21 protein-coding genes are annotated in these 22,638 nt (G+C 58.6%); 9 read left to right on the top strand and 12 right to left on the bottom strand.

The window, feature by feature from the left end; all coding sequences use genetic code 11:
• Positions 1-85: 85 nt before the first annotated feature.
• Positions 86-868, bottom strand: a complete 783-nt coding sequence (locus JFT81_RS26955; RefSeq protein ID WP_201230342.1) for a helix-turn-helix transcriptional regulator — start codon at positions 866-868, stop codon at positions 86-88.
• Positions 869-964: 96 nt separating this feature from the next.
• Between JFT81_RS26955 and JFT81_RS26950 the strand changes: the two genes are divergently transcribed.
• A complete protein-coding gene (locus tag JFT81_RS26950; protein ID WP_201230341.1) occupies positions 965-1,852 on the top strand; it encodes a DMT family transporter in 888 nt (295 codons plus the stop codon).
• 112 nt (positions 1,853-1,964) lie between these two features.
• Here the strand turns inward: JFT81_RS26950 and JFT81_RS26945 are convergent, their stop codons facing one another.
• A complete protein-coding gene (locus JFT81_RS26945; RefSeq protein WP_201230340.1) occupies positions 1,965-2,843 on the bottom strand; it encodes a triacylglycerol lipase in 879 nt (292 codons plus the stop codon).
• Positions 2,844-3,062: 219 nt separating this feature from the next.
• Between JFT81_RS26945 and JFT81_RS26940 the strand changes: the two genes are divergently transcribed.
• Positions 3,063-3,596 carry a ferritin-like domain-containing protein gene (locus JFT81_RS26940; protein ID WP_201148480.1) on the top strand — a complete coding sequence of 178 codons (534 nt, stop codon included), beginning with the start codon at positions 3,063-3,065 and terminating at the stop codon, positions 3,594-3,596.
• A gap of 47 nt (positions 3,597-3,643) precedes the next feature.
• Here JFT81_RS26940 and JFT81_RS26935 read toward each other — a convergent pair whose 3' ends face one another.
• The gene (locus JFT81_RS26935) at positions 3,644-5,719 is read right to left on the bottom strand and encodes an AsmA family protein (protein ID WP_201230339.1); all 2,076 of its coding nucleotides are present in this window, start codon (positions 5,717-5,719) and stop codon (positions 3,644-3,646) included.
• A 384-nt stretch (positions 5,720-6,103) separates the two neighbouring features.
• Between JFT81_RS26935 and JFT81_RS26930 the strand changes: the two genes are divergently transcribed.
• The 7 genes from JFT81_RS26930 to JFT81_RS26900 all read left to right on the top strand — a co-directional run bounded on the left by JFT81_RS26930 (position 6,104) and on the right by JFT81_RS26900 (position 11,291).
• On the top strand, positions 6,104-6,520 hold the full coding sequence (locus JFT81_RS26930) for a hypothetical protein (RefSeq protein WP_201230338.1): 417 nt from the start codon (positions 6,104-6,106) through the stop codon (positions 6,518-6,520).
• Positions 6,521-6,689: 169 nt separating this feature from the next.
• On the top strand, positions 6,690-7,322 hold the full coding sequence (locus tag JFT81_RS26925; RefSeq protein ID WP_201230337.1) for a TetR family transcriptional regulator: 633 nt from the start codon (positions 6,690-6,692) through the stop codon (positions 7,320-7,322).
• A gap of 242 nt (positions 7,323-7,564) precedes the next feature.
• A complete protein-coding gene (gene ureE / locus JFT81_RS26920) occupies positions 7,565-8,065 on the top strand; it encodes an urease accessory protein UreE (RefSeq protein WP_201230336.1) in 501 nt (166 codons plus the stop codon).
• Positions 8,062-8,736 (top strand): urease accessory protein UreF, encoded by a 675-nt coding sequence (locus tag JFT81_RS26915; protein ID WP_201230335.1) that lies wholly within the window; start codon positions 8,062-8,064, stop codon positions 8,734-8,736. Before ureE ends, JFT81_RS26915 begins: the two co-directional genes overlap by 4 nt.
• A 23-nt stretch (positions 8,737-8,759) precedes the next feature.
• Positions 8,760-9,374 carry an urease accessory protein UreG gene (ureG, locus tag JFT81_RS26910; protein WP_071174254.1) on the top strand — a complete coding sequence of 205 codons (615 nt, stop codon included), beginning with the start codon at positions 8,760-8,762 and terminating at the stop codon, positions 9,372-9,374.
• Between the two features lie 30 nt (positions 9,375-9,404).
• A complete protein-coding gene (locus tag JFT81_RS26905; protein ID WP_201230334.1) occupies positions 9,405-9,977 on the top strand; it encodes a HupE/UreJ family protein in 573 nt (190 codons plus the stop codon).
• 180 nt (positions 9,978-10,157) lie between these two features.
• Positions 10,158-11,291, top strand: coding sequence for an AGE family epimerase/isomerase (locus tag JFT81_RS26900; protein ID WP_201230332.1), 1,134 nt, complete (start codon positions 10,158-10,160; stop codon positions 11,289-11,291).
• A 216-nt stretch (positions 11,292-11,507) separates the two neighbouring features.
• On the opposite strand, the gene JFT81_RS26895 is transcribed toward JFT81_RS26900, so the two are convergent.
• The 9 genes from JFT81_RS26895 to JFT81_RS26855 all read right to left on the bottom strand — a co-directional run bounded on the left by JFT81_RS26895 (position 11,508) and on the right by JFT81_RS26855 (position 22,521).
• Positions 11,508-12,767: an IS256 family transposase gene (locus JFT81_RS26895; protein ID WP_201225351.1), complete on the bottom strand. Its 1,260-nt coding sequence runs from the start codon at positions 12,765-12,767 to the stop codon at positions 11,508-11,510.
• A 224-nt stretch (positions 12,768-12,991) separates the two neighbouring features.
• Positions 12,992-13,897, bottom strand: a complete 906-nt coding sequence (locus JFT81_RS26890; RefSeq protein WP_201230329.1) for a cation diffusion facilitator family transporter — start codon at positions 13,895-13,897, stop codon at positions 12,992-12,994.
• 176 nt (positions 13,898-14,073) lie between these two features.
• Complete coding sequence (locus JFT81_RS26885; RefSeq protein ID WP_201230328.1) at positions 14,074-14,838, bottom strand: SDR family oxidoreductase; 765 nt, start codon at positions 14,836-14,838, stop codon at positions 14,074-14,076.
• A gap of 852 nt (positions 14,839-15,690) precedes the next feature.
• The gene (locus tag JFT81_RS26880; RefSeq protein ID WP_201230326.1) at positions 15,691-16,407 is read right to left on the bottom strand and encodes an ABC transporter ATP-binding protein; all 717 of its coding nucleotides are present in this window, start codon (positions 16,405-16,407) and stop codon (positions 15,691-15,693) included.
• Positions 16,404-17,276, bottom strand: coding sequence for an ATP-binding cassette domain-containing protein (locus tag JFT81_RS26875; protein ID WP_201230324.1), 873 nt, complete (start codon positions 17,274-17,276; stop codon positions 16,404-16,406). Before JFT81_RS26875 ends, JFT81_RS26880 begins: the two co-directional genes overlap by 4 nt.
• Positions 17,273-18,574, bottom strand: a complete 1,302-nt coding sequence (gene livM / locus JFT81_RS26870; protein ID WP_201230315.1) for a high-affinity branched-chain amino acid ABC transporter permease LivM — start codon at positions 18,572-18,574, stop codon at positions 17,273-17,275. Before livM ends, JFT81_RS26875 begins: the two co-directional genes overlap by 4 nt.
• A 3-nt stretch (positions 18,575-18,577) precedes the next feature.
• Positions 18,578-19,492, bottom strand: coding sequence for a branched-chain amino acid ABC transporter permease LivH (locus JFT81_RS26865; RefSeq protein ID WP_201146864.1), 915 nt, complete (start codon positions 19,490-19,492; stop codon positions 18,578-18,580).
• A gap of 243 nt (positions 19,493-19,735) precedes the next feature.
• The gene (locus JFT81_RS26860) at positions 19,736-20,869 is read right to left on the bottom strand and encodes a branched-chain amino acid ABC transporter substrate-binding protein (protein WP_201230312.1); all 1,134 of its coding nucleotides are present in this window, start codon (positions 20,867-20,869) and stop codon (positions 19,736-19,738) included.
• Between the two features lie 368 nt (positions 20,870-21,237).
• The gene (locus tag JFT81_RS26855; protein WP_201230311.1) at positions 21,238-22,521 is read right to left on the bottom strand and encodes an FAD-binding oxidoreductase; all 1,284 of its coding nucleotides are present in this window, start codon (positions 22,519-22,521) and stop codon (positions 21,238-21,240) included.
• Between the last annotated feature and the right edge of the window lie 117 nt (positions 22,522-22,638).

Raw genomic sequence — 22,638 nt, 5'->3', positions numbered from 1 at the left:
AAGTATCAACGGCAGACTACAGTGAGAAATTCATTATCTTTTGAAGTAAGTTTCGGATAGTTCTGTAAGAAATATCCTTTTCGCATTAGAACAATTTATGCCGACGATAAAACTCCGGTGTGCAACCCGCCTGGCGTTGAAACATGGCGATAAAGGCTGAACCGCTGCTGTAACCGAGATCGAAGGCGATCTCCTGAACGCTGCGCTGACCTTCCAATGCTTCGATCGCCGCGAGATAGCGCAAACGCTGACGCCACTCGCCAAAACTCATGCCCAACTCCCGCAAAAACTGCCGTGCCAGCGTGCGTTCACTGACATGCACCTGCGCCGCCCAATGCGCCAACGGCTGATTGTTGCCCGGCTCGGCTTGCAAGGATTCAAGGATCGTCAGCAAACCCGAACTGCTCGCGTAGGGCAGATAACACTCGTGCACCGGCGCCTGCTGCAATTGATCGACCAGCACCTGCGCTAATCGCTGATCGGCATCCAGCTGGGGAATCTTCACGTCGCGCGCGGCGAAGTCCTTGAGAATCGCCTTGAGAATGTCGCTGATCGCCAGCGTGCAGGCGCGGGCGGGCAAATCGGCACAGACCTTGGCATCCAGACACACCGCGCGATAATTGACGGGTTGATGGCTGTAGAAACTGTGTTCGATCTGTGGCGGCACCCATACCGCATATTGTGGCGGCGACATGAAGCGGCTGCCGTCGACGTCCATGTGCAGCACGCCATGTGCCGCATACTCCAGCGTGCCCCACGGGTGGCGGTGCGGTGCGGCGAATTCGTGGGCGTTGAAGTCGGCGTAGCGAAAGTACACCGCCGATGGCAGTTCGCTGAAATCCAGCAGATCGATGTGTTTGCTGTTCATGCTGTCCGGTTTCAGAGGCAGGTTGTCCGGTTCGAAGTATAGGCCTGCATCCAGACAAGGGATAATTGCGCTTCATCAACGTACTGGTTCCAACGCATGCAATACGCTTTTCCGCTGCTGGCGATTTTTATCTGGGCCGGCAACACCGTGATCAACAAACTCGCGGTCGGTGCAATTTTCCCGGCCGAGATCGGTTTTTACCGCTGGCTGCTCGCCGGTTTGCTGTTTACCCCGTTCATGCTCAAAGCGGTGATCGCGCACTGGCCGCAGATTCGCCCGAACCTGAGCAGGATTTTCGTTCTCGGCGTGCTCGGGATGGCGGTCTATCAAAGCCTTGCCTACTTCGCCGCAACGCTGACCACCGCCACCAACATGGGCATCATTCTGTCGCTGATGCCGTTGATGTCGCTGGCCATGGCGATCATCAGCCTCGGTCAGCGCCTGACCGCCGGGGCACTGGTAGGCGCGGTACTGTCCTTCGCCGGAGTGCTGGTGGTGGTGTCGTCCGGCAGCCTTGGCGCATTGCTGCAACACGGCGTCAACCTGGGTGATGCGATGATGCTGATCGCGACCCTGGCCTATGCCATCTACAGCACCCTGTTGAAAAAATGGCAGCTGCGCTTGCCGCCGCTGGTGTTGCTGTATTTGCAGGTGCTGGTAGCGATTGTCGTATTGTTTCCGCTGTATGCCACTTCGCCGAAAACCGGTCTGACCGTGCAGAATATTCCGCTGGTGCTGTATGCGTGCCTGCTGGCCTCGATGCTCGCGCCGTTGGCGTGGATGCAGGCAGTGCAGCGTTTGGGGCCGAGCCGGACGACGCTGTTCTTCAATTTGCTGCCGTTGATTACCGCGCTGATTGCCGCTGTGGTGCTTAAAGAACAACTGGCGATGTACCACCTGGTCGGCGGCTTGCTGACGTTGGGTGGGGTGATTCTTTCCGAGCGCTGGACGACCGTGTTGGGCCGCAGACCAAGCATCGCCTGATCGGGCCTCGTCGCTGGCAAGCCCACCCACCAGGATTCACTTGTTCGCAAAATCTGTGTTCAACACAAAACCTGTGGGCTTGCCAACGATGAACGATGACTCGATCTGAAGGTTAAAGGCCGGCAGCCTTGAGGCGCGCCGCATGCTCGACAAACAATCGCAGCGGGTCCGCCCCCCTCCCCACCAGCCCCAACGATTGGTTGACGATGTCGAAGTGATCCAGCGGATAGTCATCACCGATCACGGTCCCCAGATGCGAGCTAAAACGCCCGACCATCCCGTCACACTGCCCCGGCTCACGCACAAAGGTTTTCGCAAACAAGCGACAGCTGCGATTCGTCCCGTCAAACAGATTGCCGCCACGATCCGTCTTGCCTGGCTGCAATGTCCCCGACCACGAGTAATAGCGCACGCCGCCGACCTCCTCCGGCCCGTGCCCGCCCCAGGTTTCAGGCAATCCCTGTGGATAACGCTGGTTGAACAGCGCCACGCCAGCGCTGGTCAGCGATTGGTGCGACGCATGGATATCCACCGGCAGTTTCGGCCCGTGATAACCGGTTTCGAGTAAGGCCATCAGCCACCCGACAAAACCCAACAGCGCGGCGAGAATGCGTCCTTTGGCGCTGTCCGCCGGATAATGTTTTTGCAGATAATCGGCCAGCTCCGAACCATGATTGGGCCCAGCGACCGAAGTCACCGAAGCGATCAGATCCGGCCGTTTCGCCGCCGCATACCGCGCTGTCAGTGAGCCCTGGCTGTGGCCGAACAGATTGACCTTCTGCGCGCCAGTCTCGCGCAGAATCTCATTGATGCGCGCGAGCAATTGCTCGCCACGCACTTCAGTCGAATTGAGCGGCGACACCTGCACGGCAATCACCGTTGCACCCGCTCGGCGCAACGCCTTGATGATCCCGAACCAGTAGGGATAGAGCACCAGCCGGATAAACCCGAGCATGCCCGGCACCAGCACCAGCGGATAACGCGTCGACATGAGCAGACATCCTTGAGTTCGGTGAATAGAGGCAAGGCCTGCAAAACCCCCGCCAAGCATCCCTGCTGAACATGACAGCACAACCATCAGCCTGCTTCGACGATCTTTTCGCCCCTCCAGATCCGATAAAACTTTTTGCTTCGCTCGGGACTCACAACTTGGGTAGCGACCACGGCCGCAGAACGTGGCGCCCATCGGATTAGCCTCCAGGAGACTGAAATGAGTGACGACCTGCATCTGTCAGATGTGCAAACACTGCGCGAACGTGCGCGCCAACACGTCGAGAACGGCGCTGTGACCGAAAGTTATAGCGCCGACCGTGAGGAGGTGCTGCGCTTGCTCAATGCATCGCTGGCCACCGAACTGGTTTGCGTGCTGCGCTACAAGCGCCACTACTTCATGGCCAATGGCGTGAAAGCCCATGTGGCCGCCGAAGAATTCCTCGAACACGCGAATCAGGAAGCCGAGCACGCCGACCGTCTGGCCGAGCGCATCGTGCAATTGGGCGGTGAACCGGAGTTCAACCCTGACCTGCTGTCGAAAATGTCCCACGCGCAATACGTGGCCGGGAACAACCTCAAAGAGATGGTTTACGAAGACCTCGTGGCCGAGCGCATCGCCATCGACAGCTATCGCGAGATCATTCAGTACATCGGCGAGAAAGACCCGACAACTCGGCGCATCTTCGAAGACATCCTCGCGCAGGAAGAAGAGCACGCCGATGACATGGCCGACATCCTGAAAGACCTTTAAACCTTAAAAGCAAAAGATCGCCGCCGCCGGCGATCTTTTGCTCTGCCTTACCTGGATGGCTTGACCGTCACGGGTGCCTTGCCCGCCTTCATCTGCTCCAGCAATGGCGCACACTGATTCGGCTCACCACCACTCGGCGCTACCAGCGCCAGCAACCCTGCCGCCGGTGCCGCAATCACACCCAATGCGACCATCCCCGCGCCGCGAAGCAGCAGTGGCACAGCCTTGACCCCGGCGTCGGGCTTGATGAACTTGCCGCGCACGTACAGCGGCGAGCGCAGGGAAATCAAACGCCAGCCCTTCGATTCCGGTGTCACGGTCAAATCCAGTTGCTCGGTGGCCATGTTTGCCGTGCCGTCGATATAGATGATCGCGTTCTCGGTATCGAAGACGAACAGTCGTGTCGTCGCCAATCCGGTCTTGATGTCGAAGTCCGCTGCCGCGCAATTGATCTTCACTTCCTTGTCGCCGAAGATCTTGCCGACCACGTAGTTGCCTACGTTGAGCCCAGCCAGTTCCATCAACTCACGGCTGATCGCACCGTCATTGATCAACATCTTCAACTGGCCATTGGCGCCGCCGAGGAGCTTGGCCACCGAGTTGCCGCGACCGCTGATATCGGCATCGCCATTGAGCTCACCGAAACTGGTCTTCATCGGCTCAAACGTCGGGAACAGTTCTTTCAGCTTGAACTTGCGCGCGGTCAGCTTGGCCCGGCCTTCCAGCGGTTCTGTGCGACCGTTGAGGCGAATTTGCGCGTCGAGATTGCCACCGGCAACGCCGAAACGCAGCGGTTCGAGGCTGAGTTCGCCATCATTGAGTTTCAGGTGGGTATAGAGGTCAGTGAACGGCAGCTTTTCGCTGTGGACGATGCGTTTGCCGGTGAACTCGACATCGGCGTCCATCGCGCGCCAGCGATCAGTCTTGAACTCTTCAACCGGCAGCACTTTATCCGCCGGTTGCTTGCTTTCACCGCCACGGGCCTTTTGCTTGTCGTTCGAATCGGCGCCGATCAACGGCGCGAGGTCGGCGAACAGCAATTGATTGGACAGCAGCGCGCCGCTGAGTTTTGGCCTTGGCTGGCTGGCGGCGTAGGTCAGGTCGCCGTGGATGTCGCTGTTGCCGATCTTGCCGTTGAATTGCTCATAGGTGAACTTCGCGCCGGCGGCGTCATGCAGCTTGGCGATCAGGTGGCCATCGGTGGAATACGGCGGCGTGTCCGGCAAGGTGACGCCAGTCAGCGGGTAGAGATTGCCCAGGCTGGCACCGGCCAGCGTCAGGCGCAGATCGAGGGCGCCAAGATTCATCGGGTCGGTCAGGGTGCCGGCCAGTTCGATACGGGTGTCGCCGATCTTCGCCTGCGCTTGCAACGGGAACGGCTTGCTGGCGTCCTGCAAGGCCAGCAAGCCACCGATTTTGCCCCGACCGCTGAGGTTCTGGCCGTGATATTGGCCTTTGACCTTCAGCGCAAACGCGTAGTCCTGTGGTGCACCGCCCTTGTCCTGCGCAGTTTTTGCCGCTTTGTCGCCGACGATGTCGCTGTAAGGGATCGGTTTGCCCAGCGGATCGATCAACACATCGAGGTTGGTTTTCAAGCTCTGGTCATCAAGGGTGACGTGGCCCTTGTCGAACTTGATGGCGCCAATGTCGACAACCCAGTTAGACGGTTCAGCGTTCGGGTCCTTGGGATCGAACTTGAAGGTCCAGTTGGCGCGGCCGTCCGCCAGGCGCTGCAAATCGGCGTTGGGTTCAGTCAGGTCGATACGCGGAATCATCACGCGTTGCGCCAGCAGAGCCAGTGGCGAGATACGCAACTCGACGCGTTTGAGGGTGACCATCTGCGGTTTCTTCGACCAGTCCGGATTGCCCAGGCTCAAATCCTCGGCGACAACGTGCGGCCACGGCACCCAGGCACGCCAGCCACCTTCATCCGGTTCGCGCTGCCAAATAACGGCGAGGTTGCCATTGATCGCAAACGGTCGGTGCAGCTCTTCCGAGACTTTGGCGTTGAGCGGCGGTTTGATCCGGTTCCAGTCGAAGAACACGATGATCAAAACCAGCACGGCCAATAACAGCACGAGGATGGCGAAGGTCCAGCTGAAGATTTTTCCAGTGCGCGTCATGCACAAAGCTCCTGATCACGACCGTTCGCCAATGTCGCGGCGAACGGCTGAAACGGCGGGCCAAAGCGGCCCCTATGAATTCTGTGACTGGCAAAAGGCCCGCAGGTTTAATCAAAAGGCCGATTAAGGCGCAAAAACCTGCGTGCAATCTGACCGGTCAGTCGAACAGCGTTACCGCCCCCGCACTTTTGCGAGGCGTGAGTGAGTCGAAAATACCCACCTCGATGCAAAACCGATGCTCCGAAAGGCCCGATCTAGAGCCTCCCGCCAGAACAATCAATTCTGTTGATTATTACCATTGCGTTTATGAACTTTTATATCGACTTATCGAGAGTAGCATTGCCCTCGTACCCACTTTATCGCCCTCCCAAGGAGCAACCCATCATGAAACGCCAATTACTGCTCAGCCTTACCCTGTCGATGCTAGCCAGCACTGCTTTCGCCCTGCCGGCTGCCGACCAAGCCACGCCACAAGTCAAAGACAGCCACTCGGTGTTCAGCCAAACCCTCGCCGAAGACGGTTATGACCGCACTCCACAGGGTCAGACCCTGGCCGAAGATGGCTACGACAAAACCCCACAAGGTCAACTCGCCGAGAACGGTCGCAACCGTCTGGAAGAAAAAGGCCTGGTAGAAGACGGCTACGACAAGACTCCACAAGGCCAGGCTGTCGCCGAAGGTGGCCGTGATCGCCTGGAAGAAAAAGGTCTGGTCGAAGATGGCTATGACAAAACCCCACAAGGTCAGCTTGCCGAAGGTGGTGGTGACCGTGTGATCGAACGCAACAGCGCTGTGAGCTAAGCCCGTGGCGGCCTCGAAAAAAAGCCCAATCGACGGATTGGGCTTTTGACTTTTCAGGCGCTGGTAAAAGATCCCGCAAAAATCCCCGCTGCACCGTCCTGCCGTTCGACGCCGATAAAGCCGATTTGCTAGAGTGCGGCGCTTGTCCTGCCGAAGAACACACTCTGCGATGCTGCCCCGCGCCGAACAGAAACAACAGACCCGCAACGCCCTGATGGACGCTGCCCGCCACTTGATGGAAAGCGGCCGAGGATTCGGCAGCCTGAGCCTGCGCGAAGTGACGAAAACCGCCGGGATTGTGCCCACCGGTTTCTACCGGCATTTTGCCGATATGGACGAACTCGGGCTGGTGCTGGTCAGTGAAGTCGGCCAGACCTTTCGCGAAACCATCCGCCTGGTCAGACACAACGAATTCGTCATGGGCGGCATTATTGATGCCTCGGTGCGGATCTTTCTCGATGTGGTCAGCGCCAACCGTTCGCAGTTCCTGTTTCTCGCCCGCGAGCAGTACGGCGGTTCGCAGCCGGTGCGTCAGGCCATTGGGCGCTTGCGCGAGAACATCAGCTCCGACCTGGCTGTTGACCTGACCCTGATGCCCAAGCTTCAGCATCTGGACGCGGCCGGGCTGAGCGTTATGGCCGACCTGATCGTTAAATCGGTGTTTGCCACCCTGCCCGACATCATCGACCCGCCGCCCGAAGCGTTGCCGGAGCATTTGACGCCGCAGGCGAAGATTACCCAGCAACTGCGCTTCATCTTTATCGGCCTCAAGCATTGGCAAGGCCTGGGCAGCACTGAGTAAAGACCCAAAGATCGCAGCCTTCGGTGGCTCCTACAGGGATTGATGTAGGCGTTGCCGACGGCTGCGATCTTTTTTGCGCGCCACAAAAAGGTGCGTGTAAAAATCTTCACGCACCAAAACCTTCCAAAATCCCGCAACATCTTGAAACATCCGCTACGCTCCGACAGGGATTTCCTACATCTCGTCCGATTGGCAAGGCCCTTGCTCTAGCCTGAGCATTGTCCATAGCTGGAAGTTTTCCGATGCTGGTGATTCACCGCAGAATCGACCCCCAACCCGTCTGGGCCGCTGAATTGCACCTGACCTTCGAAGCGCGGAGTAAAAGCCGTTTGCGCTGTTTCAGTGCCGAGGGTGAAGACGTCGGGTTGTTTTTGGAGCGTGGCCAGGCGCCGCTGCATGGCGGCGAATGCCTGCAAGCAGAAGATGGCCGAATCGTCCGCGTTTGCGCGCGTCCCGAACAACTGCTGCACGTCACCTGCGCCAACGCTTTCGAATTGACCCGCGCCGCGTATCACCTCGGCAATCGCCACGTGGCCCTGCAAGTTGGCGATGGCTGGCTGCGCCTGCTCGACGACTACGTGCTCAAGGCAATGCTGGAACAACTCGGTGCACAGGTCGAAGCCATTGAAGCGCCGTTCCAGCCGGAACACGGTGCCTACGGCGGCGGCCATCACCATTCACGTCACGGCGACGAAGATTTCAACTACGCGCCAAAACTCCATCAGTTCGGCGTGCGCCTGTGAATCCGGCCTGGGCGCTGCTGCGCCTGGCCAGTCCGCAACTGCCGATTGGCGGCTACAGCTATTCACAAGGCCTGGAAATGGCGGTGGATAACGGCCGGGTGAACAGCCCCGACAGTGCGCGACGCTGGATCAGTGATCAGTTGCTGCTCAATCTGTCGCGCTTCGAAGCGCCGCTGTTGCTTGCCCATTGTCAGGCGGCGGCGGATGAAAACTGGGCTGAGCTACTGCAGATCAGCGAAGGCCATCGCGCCAGCCGCGAAACCCGCGAGCTGCATCTGGAGAGCCGGCAGATGGGCTATTCGTTGCAGCAACTGCTCAACGGCTTGCCGGAACTCGACGCGCCCGCCCGCACCTTTCTCCAACAATGCAGCGAACCGCATCTGGCGCTCTGCTGGGCACTGGCCGCGCGCGCCTGGGGCATCAGCCCACAGGATGCCCTTGCCGCATGGCTGTGGAGCTGGCTGGAAAACCAGCTCGCGGTCTTGATGAAAACCCTGCCGCTGGGCCAGCAAGCCGCCCAACGCCTGACCAGCGAACTGCTGCCGCTGCTGCAACAAGCCCAGCAGGACGCGACCCGAATCAATCCTGAACACATTGGCAGCGCCGCATTCGGGCTGTCCCTGGCGTGCATGGCCCACGAGCGCCAGTACAGCCGCCTGTTCCGTTCCTAGGGCCTTTTATCTTGGAGAATCAAATGAACACACAACCCCTGCGCGTCGGCATCGGCGGCCCGGTCGGTTCCGGCAAAACCGCGTTGACCCTGGCCCTGTGTCTGGCGCTGCGCGAGCGCTACAACCTCGCCGTCGTGACCAATGACATCTACACCCGCGAAGACGCCGATTTTCTGGTGCGCAACGAAGCCCTCGCGCCAGAACGCATCATCGGCGTTGAAACCGGCGGCTGCCCGCACACCGCGATCCGTGAGGACGCCTCGATCAACCTTGAAGCGGTCGATCAACTTAACCGACGCTTTCCCGGGCTGGATCTGATTCTGGTGGAGTCCGGTGGCGACAACCTGTCGGCGACGTTCAGCCCGGAACTGTCCGACCTGACCATTTACGTGATCGACGTTTCGGCCGGCGACAAGCTGCCACGCAAGGGTGGGCCCGGTATCTGCAAGTCCGACCTGCTGGTGATCAACAAGATCGACCTGGCGCCGCTGGTGGGTGCTTCGCTGGAGATGATGGACAGCGACACCAAACGCATGCGCAACGGCAAACCGTTCGTCTTCAGCAATCAGAAAACCGGTCAGGGTCTGGAAGAGATCATCGCCTTCATCGAACGTCAGGGCCTGTTGACTGCTGCCTGATTCACGACTTATCAACAAGGAAGCTTATTCATGACACTTAAACGCATTCTTGGCGCACTGGCGCTGCTGCTGACCCCGGCGCTGGCCTTTGCTCACCCGGGACATGGCGACAGCGGTTTGATCGCCGGCATCAGTCACCCGATTGGCGGTCTCGACCATTTGCTGGCGATGGTCGCTGTTGGTTTGTGGGCGGCGCAGCAACAAGGCGCGGCGCGCTGGGCGCTGCCGTGCACGTTTGTCGGCACCATGCTGATCGGCGGCATGCTCGGCTTTGAAGGGCTGGAATTGCCGGCGCTGGAAAGCGGGATAGCCGCATCGGTGCTGGCGCTGGGTCTGGCGGTGGCGCTGGCGGTGCGTCCGCCACTGGTTTTGGCGGTGGCGGCAACGGCGGTGTTTGCGCTGTTCCATGGTGTCGCGCATGGCCTTGAATTGCCTGACATGACCAGCCCGTGGGCGTATGCCGCAGGTTTCGTCGCCGCCACTGGCGTGTTGCATGCCGCCGGTTATGGCGTGGTGCGGGTGCTGCCTCAAGCCGCAGCGCCGCTGGTGCGCCTTGCAGGTGCTGCCTCAGCAGTGACCGGTGCTTGGTTACTGGCGGGCTGATCTCTATCGCCTGAACCGTCCTCATCGCTGGCAAGCCAGCTCCCACAGGTTTTGTGTACGACAACAAATCCTGTGGGAGCTGGCTTGCCAGCGATGACGGCCGATCAGACACCGAGCCGCTAATGTCGGTCTCTCTGCTACCATGTCGCGCAATCGCCCCAGCCGTGACGACGTCCGCCCATGCCCCACGCTTCCCGCTCCACCTCCCTGCCTGAATTGACCGCCCTGTTCAGCGAAGTGCAACAGCATTTCGTCAACGTGATCGTGCCCCTCTGGCAAGGTCCGGGCTGGAATGCCGACATGGCGCTGCCTTACGAGGCGCTGGATGCTGCGCATCAACCGCTGCCAGCGCAACGCTATCGGGCAATGGCCTGCGCACGACAGCTCTATCTGTTTTCCAGTCTGATCGGGGTTGTGGATAACGCGGGTGTTCGCGCGGCGGAGCTGTTCCGCTCGCTGCAACGGCACTTCCACGATGCCGAGCACGGCGGCTGGTTCTACAGCATCGATGCGCTGGGCAAACCGCTGGATCAGCGCAAGGATCTCTATACCCACGCGTTCATCCTGTTCGCCTGCGCGCATTACTGGGAAAAGTCCCGCGAGCCGCTGGTCGAGTCGACGCTCAACGCGGCGCTGGAAATCATCGGCCGACGTTTCGCCACGGGTGACGGCTTGTACGAAGCGTGCCTTGAACGCGACTGGATCACCTTGCAAACCGGCCCGTTGCAGAATCCGCTGATGCATTTGGCCGAAGCCTTTCTCGCGACATTGTCAGTGCGTGAAGACGCGGCAACGCAACAAGCGCTGCTTGAGTTATGCACAGCCATGCACAAGCAGTTCGTCGACCCGCAACACGGCGTGCTGATGGAGAAGCCGCTCGGGGCTGTGGATAACTGGTATGAGCCGGGGCATCAGTTCGAGTGGTATTTCCTGCTGGAGTCATCAACGCTGCTGCGCGGTTCGAAACTGCATGCTGCACTTGATCGCGCCTTTGCCTTCACCGAGCAATATGGCGTGGTGCAGCCATCCGGCGCGGTGCGGGCGATGCTTGATCTGGAAATGGACGGTCGGCCGAAAGATTCGACTCAGCGGATCTGGGCGCAGGCTGAATATTTACGGGCGTTGACGTTGCGGCCAGCCAGTGAAGCGGCGGTGCTGCACCAATTGCAGGCGTTGCAGCAGCGGTTTCTGCATGCCGGTGGCTGGCATGAGTGCCGGGATGAGCTGGGGGAAGTCAGCCGCAAGGACATGCCGTCGACGACGCCGTATCACCTAGCGACTTGCTACAGCGGCTTGGCTGAATACCTGCACTGATTTCATGCCAATGAGATCCACTGTGGCGAAGGGATTTACTGTGGTGAGGGTATCCACTGTGGTGAAGGGATTTACTGTGGCGAGGGGATTTATCCCCGTTGGGGCGCGAAGCGGCCCTAAAAAGGGGCCCTAAAAAGAGCGGGGCCGCTGCGCAGGAGAGTGTCAGATTTTTTGTGTGCGGGCCGTTAATGGCCTGCCGTCAGGCAGGCCTTCATTTCACCAGTTAGACCTGATGAATCGGTCCCCGTACAAAACCGCAAATTGATTCATAGCGTTTTTCCAGTCATGGGCGGCGCTTCCCCAGTTGGCGGTGATGTTTTGCAGTGCCAGCCAGATCAGTTTCGTCGCGGCTTCGTCGGTTGGAAAGTGACCTCTTGTCTTGATGATCTTGCGCAGCTGCGAGTTGATACTCTCGATGGCATTGGTGGTGTAGATCACCTTTCGTATGGCTGGCGGGAACACAAAGAACGGGATAACTCGATCCCAAGCGCGTCGCCAGGCTGCAACCACCGTTGGATATTGCTTGCCCCAAGGCCCCGATTCGAAGGCATCCAGAGCTTGCTCGGCGACTTCGGCGTTGAGTGCTTGATAAATCGGTTTCAGGGCCTTGGCCAGTTCGCGACGCTTGTCCCATGCCGCGTAATCAAGGCTGTTGCGGATCAGGTGAACGATGCATGTCTGCAACGCTGTCTGAGGAAACACTGCACTCAAGGCTTCAGGCATGCCTTTGAGACCATCCGTTACCGCAATCAGGACATCTTCGACACCTCGGGTTTTAAGGTCGTTGAAGACTTTCATCCAGAACTTGGCGCCCTCTGTGTTCTCAATCCAGATGCCCAGAATGTCGCGGGTGCCGTCCGGAAGTACGCCCAGAGCCAGGTAAATCGCTTTGTTGCGAACCACGCCTTCATCACGGATTTTAACCCGCAGCGCATCAAAGAAAATGACCGGGTACATGGGCTCGAGGGGCCGTTGTTGCCACGTACTGACTTCCTCCAGAACAGCGTCGGTAACGGTGCTGATGAAGTCATGGGAGACATCTGTTGCGTACTGTTCCGAGAGAAATGCACGAATCTCACGAACGCTCATGCCGCGGGCATACATGGCAATGATCTTGTCATCAAAGCCTGTAAAACGCCGCTCGTGTTTGGGGATCAAAATCGGAGAAAAGCTGCCGTCACGGTCTCTGGGAATATCCAGACGCAACGGGCCGTCATCGGTCAGCACGGTTTTGCCGCTCTTGCCGTTACGCTGGTTACTCGAATCCTCAGGGCGCTCCGCGCCCTGAGGATAGCCAAGGTGAAGTCCCAACTCGGCACCAAGGGCTCTTTCGATAAGCGCCTTTTTGAACGCCATCGCGGCATCCTGAATCGCTTCGGCACTCATCGTCTCGCTGAGGAACTGGTCGATCAGCTCTTTTGGAATGGACGGAAGGTCACGCTTGGCCTCACGGGCCGGTTTCTTTTTGGTTGGCATACATGCACCTCTGCAGCATGTTATGCCCGAACACAAAATTTATGACACTCCCCTGCGCAGCCCAACGGGGATAAATCCCCTCGCCACAATAAATCCTCTCCCCACAATAAATCCCCTCCCCACAATAGATCCCATCCCACAATAAATCCTCTCTCCATAAAGATCCCTTCACTACAGTAGATCCCCTATCCACAACGGTGTTCTCACCACAGATCCGGATTACATCAGGCGATCCACTTCTTGTCTCCGGTAAAGCTGATGGTCAACCAGCGCGCCGCATCCGGTTTGCCCAGCTTCGCCGAAATCTCCTCACGCAATGCATCCAGTTGCCCGACATTGCTCAGCGCATAGTCCGCCGGCAACACCACATGAATCTCGATAAACCGCGCTCGCCCGTGCTTCTGCACGTAGGACACGTAGTCGTCGAAACCATGCTCAACCTTGGCGGCGTCCATCACCAGGCGCACCTGCTCATCCAGTGTGTCCGGCGCAATCCCCAGGACATCCCGCAAAGCGGGTCCGAGGATCTTGAACGCCGGCGGCAACATGGTCAGCGCCAGCACGATCAGGATTAGCGGGTCGACGTAAACCGCCCACTGACCATAGCCCTGAGACTTGAGCAGCAGCGCCGCGAGGAAACTGATCAACAGGCCGACCGAGAGCATCGCGTCCACCAGCCAACTGATGTTGTCGAATTGAATCAGCGTGGATTTGAGCTTGCGATTGCGCCGGCGAACGTAGAAGAAATAAGCGAACTCAACCACGGTAAACACCGCGGCATAAATGATCACCAGCCCCAACTCGATCTCGCGACCACCATTGATGATGCCGAACACACCGTTGAGAAACGCGTAGATAGCGATCAACAGCAGGAAACTGCCTTCGATCAGCAACACCATCGGCTCCAGATGCCAGAAGCCGAACTGGAAACGGTGATTGCTTTGCTTGGCGATCAACTTGGCAGTGATCAGCATCAAGACTTTGATGAATGTTGCGATCAGCGAAAAAAAACCATCGAACATGATGGATTGGGAACCCGATACAAAACCGGTGACGATCCCGGCGATCGACACCGCGAACATCAGGATGGTCGATTGCTTGAGCAGCGACTGCTCACCTCGGTTACTCACTTTAACTCCTCGAAAAACCTTGAAAACCGCAGGGTGCGGTTGGGTTGTTGCGAGAGGAGTTTACCTTATCGCCCTGTTCTGGCCGATTTGGCCTCTTCGCGGGCAAGCCTTGCTCCTACTTTGAAATGCATTCCAATGTGGGAGCGAGCCTGCTCGCGAAGAACGATGACGCGGTATTAAGCCTTGTTACGCTCGATCGCAAACCCAGCCCAGGTCTGGCTCACCGGCATCAATTCCAGGCTATTGATGTTGATGTGCGCGGGCGCGTTCATGACCCAGAAAATCGTTTCGGCGATGTCCTGCGGCTGGATCGGCTCGGCACCCGCGTACGTCGCGTTGTAACGCTCCTGATCGCCAGCGAAACGCACCAGCGAAAACTCGCTCTCGCACAGCCCCGGCTCAATGTTGCTGACCCGCACACCCGTGCCCTGCAAGTCGCAGCGCAGGTTCAGCGAAAACTGTTTAACGAACGCTTTGGTCGCGCCATACACGTGGCTGCCCGGATACGGATAGTTACCGGCAATGGAGCCGAGGTTGACGATACCGGCGCCACGGCCATGGGCGATCAGGCGCGGCAGCAGCAAGCGCGTGGCGTACATCAGGCCTTTGACGTTGGTGTCGACCATGGTGTCCCAATCGTCCAGATCGCATTTCGGCGCCGGGTCCACGCCCAGCGCCAGACCGGCGTTGTTGATCAGGCCACGCAGTTTGGCGAACGATGGCGGCAGCTTGGCAATCGCCTCTTCCATCGCCTTGCGGTCACGGACATCGAGGACCAGACCGAGCACTTCAGTCTGCTTCGACAGTTCGGCGCAAAGCGCATCAAGGCGTTCTTCACGACGGCCGGTCAGCACCAGTTTCCAGCCAGCCTCGGCAAAACGGCGGGCGCAGGCTTCACCAAAACCGGACGTTGCGCCGGTGATAAACAGGGTGTTGGACATCGTGTTCTCCTTGCTTCGGCCACCGGAGCAGCCCTGAAATAGAAAATCAGCCCGCAGCATGCCCGGCCCGTGAATATCGGGCAACACCTGCGGCAGCTCCTGCATGGACGTATTTCAGCTCAAAAAATGATCAATCGTCGAAACGCCATACAGGGCGTGGCCTGTAGCCATGTGCGCGCACGTTATCCACAAGCCCTTCCACAGTTTCCGGGGGCAAGTGAAAACGCGCAAAGCCGCGCCACACAAGGCTTTGCGCGGAAAATAGAAAGTTTTTTGCTTGACCCTAACGCGGCAGATGTGCGGGACATGGCATTTTGCACGACTGCACAGTCACGGCGGTGATTGCGCCGGGCCAGTAATTACGCCGCTTAGCGCAGTCTTTCCAGAGTTTAGTCACAGACTTATCCACAGGATGGTTCATATGGAATCGGCTGCTCGAACGCAACTATAAAGAGGTTGACAAAGACGTCTGCCGCTATCGCAAAAACGCCTGATCAAAAAACACTCACACACCTGCAAGCCACGTATTACAAGGGCTTCAGCCAGCTACTCCCACGTTATTCACAGCCAGCTCCACAGCAAACGGGGACAAGTCAAAACTGTGGAAAAACAGCCATTTGCAGCGTCTATATGTCGCGCTTTGGCAGGTAGCGGAATTTGTTTTCCACAATTTCGGAATCGACTTGATATGGAAGATGGATTCACTGTAGGAGCTGCCGAAGGCTGCGATCTTTTGACGTCGGTTTTTAAGATCAGAAGATCGCAGCCTTCGTCAGCTCCTACATGGAATATGGCGGGCATGAAAAAGCCCCGGGACTTGCGTCGCCGGGGCTGTGTGTCTCCGGGGATAACTCAGTGCCCGCCCAGATAAGCGTTACGCACCTCCTCGTTCACCAGCAACTCCTTACCCGTGCCGGTCAGGCGAATCTCGCCGTTGACCATCACATATGCCCGATCCGACAGTTTCAACGCATGGTTAGCGTTCTGCTCAACGAGGAAAATGGTCATGCCGGTTTTGGCCAACTCGCGCAGGGTCGCGAAGATCTGCTTCACCACGATCGGCGCCAGACCCAGGCTCGGTTCATCGAGCAGCAGCAACTTCGGCCGGCTCATCAAGGCGCGGGCGATGGCAAGCATTTGCTGCTCGCCGCCAGACATGGTCATCGCCCGTTGCGTGCGTCGTTCCTCCAGCCGCGGGAACAGTTCGAACATGCGCTGCATATCTTCTTTAGCGTATTTGTCACCAATTGGAATGGTGCCCATCAGCAGGTTTTCCTCGACGGTCATGTCGGGGAACACCCGCCGCCCTTCCGGCGACTGCGCAATGCCGTTGGAGGCGATGTAGTGCGAAGACTTCTGGGTAATGTCGACGCCTTGATAAAGGATCTGCCCGCCCGCAGCCCGCGGCTGGCCGAAGATCGACATCAGCAATGTCGACTTGCCGGCACCGTTGGAGCCGATGAGGCTGACGGTTTCGCCTTCGTTGATCTGCAGCGAAACGCCTTTGAGTGCTTGAATAGGGCCGTAGAACACGTCCAGGTCTTTTAGCTCGAGGATTGGTTGGGTCATACCAGCTCCTCTTCGTCGGCGCCCAGATAGGCCGCAATCACTTTCGGATCATGGCGGATGGCTTCCGGTCCTCCTTCAGCGATGACAATGCCGTGGTCCAGCACCACGATGTGGTCGGAAATGCTCATTACCATGCCCATGTCGTGTTCGATCAGCACCACGGTCAGATCGTGCTCGTCGCGCAGCAGCCGGATCATCGCGCTCAGCGCTTCGGTTTCCTGAGGGTTGAGGCCGGCGGCCGGTTCGTCGAGGCAGATGATCTGCGGCCGCGTGCACATGGCCCGGGCGATTTCCAGACGGCGTTGCTGGCCATACGAAAGCTCACCGGCGAGACGGTTGGCGCAGTCCACCAGATCGACCACTTCCAGCCAGTAGAACGCGCAATCCAGCGCGTCGCTTTCGGCCTTGCGGTAACCCTTGGTGTTGAGGATGCCGGCGAGCATGTTGCGGTTGACCCACATGTGCTGCGCCACCAGCAGGTTTTCCAGCACCGACATTTCCTTGAACAGGCGAATGTTCTGGAAAGTCCGCGCCAGGCCTGCGCGGTTCACCAAGTGAGTGCCACCGAACATCTTGTAATACAGGCGGCTGAGGAAGGATTTCGGCGAAACGAAATCGGTTGGTTTGAACGACTCACCGAGCAGTTTGATGACGTTAGTCTTCTGGCCGCGCACGTTGAGTTCGATCTTGCCGCCGGAGGCCTTGTAGAAGCCGGTCAGGCAGTTGAACACCGTGGTCTTGCCCGCGCCGTTAGGGCCGATCAGGGCGAAGATCGAGTTGCGCTTGACCTTCAGGCTGACATCGCTCAAGGCCTTGATGCCACCGAAGTGCATCATCAGTTTTTCCACAGAGAGTACGACTTCACTCATGGCGCAGTCCTCTCATAGTGAATGACACCTTTGCGTGGAGTAACCCCGGTGCGGCTGATGCGGATCAGCCCACGTGGTCGCCAGATCATCATCAACACCATCAGGATGCCGAACAGCAGCACGCGATATTCAGCGAAGCCGCGCAACAGTTCCGGGGCGACGGTCAGCACGAATGCGGCGATCACCACGCCGATGGTCGAACCCATGCCGCCGAGCACGACGATGGCCAGAATCAGCGCCGATTCGAAGAAGGTGAACGAGGTCGGGTTGACGAAGCCTTGATAGGTGGCGAAGAACACCCCGGCAAGACCGGCAGTCGATGCACCGATAGTGAATGCCGAGAGCTTGACCAGTACATGGTTGAGGCCCATCGAACGGCAGGCAATTTCATCTTCACGCAAGGCTTCCCAGGCGCGGCCGACCGGCATTTTCACCAGACGATGCTTGATGTACAGCACGGCCAGGACCACGAGGAACAACACTGCATAAATAAAGTAGTACTTCACGTCCGGGTTGTAGGCGATGCCGAAGAACTCGTGAAACGGTACCCCGCCATCCTTCGCCCGTTTGCCGAACTCCAGACCAAAGAACGTCGGCAGCGGCGCCGGCATGCCGTTCGGGCCGCCGGTCAGCGACAGCCAGTTGTTGAGGATCAGACGAATGATCTCACCGAAGCCCAACGTCACGATCGCCAGATAGTCGCCGTGCAGGCGCAGCACCGGGAACCCGAGGATGCAACCGGCCAGACCCGCAGTGATCGCCGCCAGTGGCAGCACGGTCCAGAAGCCCAGCCCCAGATACTGGTAGCCGAGCGCCAGACCGTAGGCACCGATGGCGTAGAACGCCACGTAACCGAGGTCGAGCAGACCGGCCAGCCCGACCACGATGTTCAACCCCAGCCCCAGCAGCACGTAGATCAACCCGAGGATGACCACGCCCAGCAGGTAGGAGTTGGAGACAAAGGGCACGATGACGGCCAGCACAATCATCAGCGAGATGATCCAGCGCAGGCGTGATTTGTGATCGGCAGGCAACACATGCACGCCAGAACCGGTGCTCTCGAATCCGTCGAGAATCTTCAGGCCCTTGGGCGTTTGCAGGAACAGGCTGAGGGCAAAGCGGCCAATCATGACGATGCCAATCAGCCACGCTACACGGGTCGGTTCAAGGTTGAAGCTGTAACCCTCAAGAACGACGCCGACAATCGGCCCGAATACGATCAGGGCAATCAGGCCGGCCAGAATCGCCTCAACCAGGCTTTTTTTGATATCAATGCTTTTTGGGGTGGTTGAAGACATCGCTTACACCTTCGACACAAGAGGACGGCCCAACAGGCCCTGCGGCCGGAAGACCAGAACAAGTACGAGCAGCGAGAAGCTGAACACGTCTTTGTAGTCGGAGTTGACCAGGCCGGAGAACAGCGACTCGGAGATCCCGAGAATGATCCCGCCGAGCATCGCTCCGGGCAGCGAGCCGATGCCGCCGAGCACCGCTGCAGTGAACGCTTTGATGCCGATGACGAAACCTGCGTAGAAGTCGAACGTGCCGTAGTTCATGGTGATCAGCACGCCGGCCAACGCCGCCATGGCTGCACCAATGATGAACACATAGGAAATCACTCGGTCGGTGTTGATCCCCAGGATCGAGGCCATCTTGCGGTCTTGCTGAGTGGCGCGGCACATACGGCCGAGCTTGGTGTACTTGATCACGTAGGTCAGCAGGCCCATGCCGACGAACGCGGCCACGAGGATGAAGATCTTGGTGTAGGTCAGCTGGACGAAGCCGGTGCCGATATCGATGCGCCAGGCGCCGGTGAGTAGCGTCGGAACACCCTGTTGGCGGGCGCCCTGACTGATCTGGGCATAGTTTTGCAGAATCAGGGAGATACCGATGGCACTGATCAGTGGTGCCAGCCGGGTGGAATTGCGCAGAGGTTTGTAGGCGACTCGCTCAATGACCCAGCCATACACCGCGGTGACGACGATGGTGAAGATCAGTGTGCCGAGCATCAGCAGCGGGAAGGATTCGATACCGAAGTACGCCAGCAGAGCCAGACTGATTGCCGCCAGGTAAGCGGAAATCATGTAAACCTCGCCGTGGGCGAAGTTGATCATGCCGATGATGCCGTAGACCATTGTGTAGCCGATGGCGATCAGGCCGTAGACCGACCCGAGGGTCAGGCCGTTGACCAGTTGCTGCAGGAAAATACCATCCATAACGCAATCTCACGCAGTGAGAACCTGCACACCTGTGGGCGTGCGGCTCTTCTAGGGAAAATACAGATTTACGTCGGAGCAGTGTCAGCCACGATCAGCCCTTCCCACCCCGCCCCCTGTAGGAGCAAGGCTTGCCCGCGAAAGCGATTCAACATTCAACAAATGCTGTCGCCTGTCAGTCCGTCTTCGCGGGCAAGCCCGGCTCCTACAAGGAACCGTGGGATCAACTGATCGCGTCAGCCCTTACTTCTGTTTTTCCAGCTGGTGGTATTTGCCGGTCGCATCCCACTGGTAAACCACGTAGTCGGAGACTTTCAGGTCACCCTTGGCATCCCAGGTTTTTTCGCCCATGACGGTTTTCACCGGGTTGGCTTTCAGCCATTTCGCAGCGTCTTCGCCCTTGTTCGACTTGGCGCCGTTGAAAGCGGCGGCCAGGGTCTGAACCGAAGCGTAGGCGTACAGGGTGTAGCCTTCTGGCTCGGTGCCGGCCTTGCGGAACGCATCCACAACGGTCTTGCTCTCAGGCAGCAGACGCGGGTCGGCGCCGAAGGTCATCAGTACGCCGTCAACGTATTGCGGGCCGCCAGCGGTGGTCACCAGTTCGTCGGTGACGATGCCGTCGTCGGACATGAATTTCACGTCTTTCAGGCCTTCGGTACGCAGTTGTTTGACCAGTGGACCGGCTTCCGGGTGCAGGCCGCCGAAGTAGACAACGTCGGCACCGGCCGCGCGGATCTTGGTCACCAGGGCGCTGAAATCTTTCTCGCCACGGGTCAGGCCTTCATAGATGACCGGCGTCACGCCGCGCTTGATCAATTGGGCCTTGGTCGCATCGGCCAGGCCTTGGCCGTAGGTGTCCTTGTCGTGGATGACTGCCACTTTCTTGCCCTTGAGCACATCGACGATGTAGTCGCCGGCGACGATGCCTTGCTGGTCGTCACGCCCGCACATACGGAACATCGCGCTCAAGCCGCGTTCGGTAACTTGCGGGTTGGTGGAACCTGGAGTGATCGCAATGATGCCGGCTTCGTCGTAGATCTCGGAAGCTGGAATGGTCGAAGAGGAGCAGAAGTGACCGACCACACCGGCGACTTTCTGGTTGCTCAGGTCCTTGGCGACCGTCACGGCCTGTTTCGGCTCGCAAGCGTCATCACCCTTGACCAGCTGGATTTTCTCACCGTTGACGCCGCCCGCCGCGTTGATGGCGTCCGCTGCTGCCTGTGCACCCTTCATGTACTGCTCGCCAAATGCCGCGTTGGCGCCCGTCATTGGACCCGCTACGCCGATTTTGATATCAGCCTGAGCAAACGCAGAAACACCCAACGCAGTAGCCACTGCGAGGGCCAGAAAGCCTTTCTTGTAAAACGTCTGGGACATGAGGTGGTGCTCCAAGGTTTTTTTTAGTTGGCACTGCGACTTCACTTCACTGAATGCTCAGAGCAAGGGCCGTGCCATCGGTTTTTTATTCTTCAAAAAGTCGCTGCTTTCTTGTTATTTCGACTGTTTCGTTCCCATTTTCATTGGGCGTGCAACCGTCTAAACCGCGGAAGGTGAAACCGTTTATTTTTTCAGGCGCAACCCGCCTGCGACATCATTGCAACCGCGGCACCAAACGACGTGCAACCAGCGTGTAACAGCCCGCGTCACCGAACTGCACACTGTTGGTGCGGGACTGCTACAACCCGCACCATTACAGGCTAGTCGCTGCATCGGAAAGCGCCGCTTCCGGCAACAAATTTCAACACTCAGATGACGATGCGCAGGCACTGGCCCGCGTGATACAGCGAGAACCCGGCCTCGTACAGACAGCTGCGCAAGCCCACGCCAGCCAAGGGCTGCATCGGTGCGAAGGGAATCGGCAGCGCTTGCCGATTACCGTCACACAGATAATCCGCGAAGGCTTTGCCGACCACGGTGCCGGTGGTCACGCCACGGCCGTTATAGCCGGTGACGGCCACCAGGCCGGGCGCGGGTTCGAACAGACGCATCAGGTGATCGGGGGTAAACGCGATACGCCCGGTCCAGGTGCATTCCCACTCGACCGGCTTCAGATTGGGGAAGTAATGCTGCTGCACGCGATCGGCCCAGGCCTTGAGAAACCAGGCCGGTTTCTGATTGCCATTGCCGAGACTGCCGAGCAACAGACGCCCTTCTTTATCGCGGCGAATGCTGCTCAATACCTGGCGGGTATCCCACGAGCCCTGCCCGCCCGGAAGAATCTCCTGCGCGGCATCTTCGGTCAGCGGCACCGAGGCCACTTGATAGTAATAACCGGGGAAGAAGTTGCGCTTGAGTTCAGTCCAGTCGCCTTCGGTGTAGGCGTTTGAGGCGATGACCACCTGCTCGGCCTGCACCGAACCCTGTTCGGTCTGCACGGACCAATTTTGGCCGATGCGTTCAAGGCGAGTGACCGGCGAATGATCAAACATCTGCCCACCGAGCCCCCTCACGGCGTTAGCCAACCCGGTGACGTAAGCCATCGGATTGAGCGTGCCCGCTCGGCGATCTAACAACGCAGCGGCGATCTTCTGCGTGCCCGTGGCTTGCTCGCACGCCTTGCCGGTGAGCAATTCGACCGGAGCACCACGGCGTTTCCATTGCTGCTCACGACTGCGCAGATCGGCCTCGCCCTTGGCGTTGTGCGCCATGTGCAGGGTGCCTTCACGGCGTAACTGGCAGTCGATGTGGTACTTGTCCACAAGGCTGAAGACCAACGCGGGCGCAGCACCGAGCATGCGATTGAGCTGGCTGCCGACCGCTTCGCCGAAACCGGCTTCGATCTCGTCCGGCGCAATCCACATGCCGGCGTTGACCAGCCCGACGTTGCGTCCGGACCCGCCATGACCCGCGCGATGAGCTTCGAGTACACAGACGCTTTTACCTTTTTCCAACAGATGCAGCGCCGCCGACAATCCGGTAAACCCGGCGCCGATCACGCAGACATCGACTTTTACCTCGCCCTTGAGCGCGGTGTTATCCGGCCTTTGTGGCGTGAGTTTTTCCCACAGACATTCTTCGCGTAACGGCATTGCCAGACTCCAACAGAAACCTGCCAAACACACAATTCAATGTAGGAGCGAAGCTATCTGTGACGAAAACCTGTGGCTAGGGGATTTATCCCGTTCGGCTGCGAAGCAGTCGTCGCT

This window comes from Pseudomonas sp. TH43, from assembly GCF_016650635.1.
In the GTDB taxonomy this organism is placed as follows: Bacteria; Pseudomonadota; Gammaproteobacteria; order Pseudomonadales; family Pseudomonadaceae; genus Aquipseudomonas.
Note: the sequence above shows the minus strand (reverse complement) of the source record. Positions and strands in the feature narration are given on the sequence as shown.

Excerpts from the sequence above, each read along its gene's own strand:
- JFT81_RS26955 (WP_201230342.1), bottom strand. The coding sequence starts at position 868 with ATGAACAGCAAACACATCGATCTGCTGGATTTCAGCGAACTGCCATCG.
- JFT81_RS26950 (WP_201230341.1), top strand. The coding sequence starts at position 965 with ATGCAATACGCTTTTCCGCTGCTGGCGATTTTTATCTGGGCCGGCAAC.
- JFT81_RS26945 (WP_201230340.1), bottom strand. The coding sequence starts at position 2,843 with ATGTCGACGCGTTATCCGCTGGTGCTGGTGCCGGGCATGCTCGGGTTT.
- JFT81_RS26940 (WP_201148480.1), top strand. The coding sequence starts at position 3,063 with ATGAGTGACGACCTGCATCTGTCAGATGTGCAAACACTGCGCGAACGT.
- JFT81_RS26935 (WP_201230339.1), bottom strand. The coding sequence starts at position 5,719 with ATGACGCGCACTGGAAAAATCTTCAGCTGGACCTTCGCCATCCTCGTG.
- JFT81_RS26930 (WP_201230338.1), top strand. The coding sequence starts at position 6,104 with ATGAAACGCCAATTACTGCTCAGCCTTACCCTGTCGATGCTAGCCAGC.
- JFT81_RS26925 (WP_201230337.1), top strand. The coding sequence starts at position 6,690 with ATGCTGCCCCGCGCCGAACAGAAACAACAGACCCGCAACGCCCTGATG.
- ureE (WP_201230336.1), top strand. The coding sequence starts at position 7,565 with ATGCTGGTGATTCACCGCAGAATCGACCCCCAACCCGTCTGGGCCGCT.
- ureG (WP_071174254.1), top strand. The coding sequence starts at position 8,760 with ATGAACACACAACCCCTGCGCGTCGGCATCGGCGGCCCGGTCGGTTCC.
- JFT81_RS26905 (WP_201230334.1), top strand. The coding sequence starts at position 9,405 with ATGACACTTAAACGCATTCTTGGCGCACTGGCGCTGCTGCTGACCCCG.
- JFT81_RS26900 (WP_201230332.1), top strand. The coding sequence starts at position 10,158 with ATGCCCCACGCTTCCCGCTCCACCTCCCTGCCTGAATTGACCGCCCTG.
- JFT81_RS26895 (WP_201225351.1), bottom strand. The coding sequence starts at position 12,767 with ATGCCAACCAAAAAGAAACCGGCCCGTGAGGCCAAGCGTGACCTTCCG.
- JFT81_RS26885 (WP_201230328.1), bottom strand. The coding sequence starts at position 14,838 with ATGTCCAACACCCTGTTTATCACCGGCGCAACGTCCGGTTTTGGTGAA.
- JFT81_RS26880 (WP_201230326.1), bottom strand. The coding sequence starts at position 16,407 with ATGACCCAACCAATCCTCGAGCTAAAAGACCTGGACGTGTTCTACGGC.
- JFT81_RS26875 (WP_201230324.1), bottom strand. The coding sequence starts at position 17,276 with ATGAGTGAAGTCGTACTCTCTGTGGAAAAACTGATGATGCACTTCGGT.
- livM (WP_201230315.1), bottom strand. The coding sequence starts at position 18,574 with ATGTCTTCAACCACCCCAAAAAGCATTGATATCAAAAAAAGCCTGGTT.
- JFT81_RS26865 (WP_201146864.1), bottom strand. The coding sequence starts at position 19,492 with ATGGATGGTATTTTCCTGCAGCAACTGGTCAACGGCCTGACCCTCGGG.
- JFT81_RS26860 (WP_201230312.1), bottom strand. The coding sequence starts at position 20,869 with ATGTCCCAGACGTTTTACAAGAAAGGCTTTCTGGCCCTCGCAGTGGCT.
- JFT81_RS26855 (WP_201230311.1), bottom strand. The coding sequence starts at position 22,521 with ATGCCGTTACGCGAAGAATGTCTGTGGGAAAAACTCACGCCACAAAGG.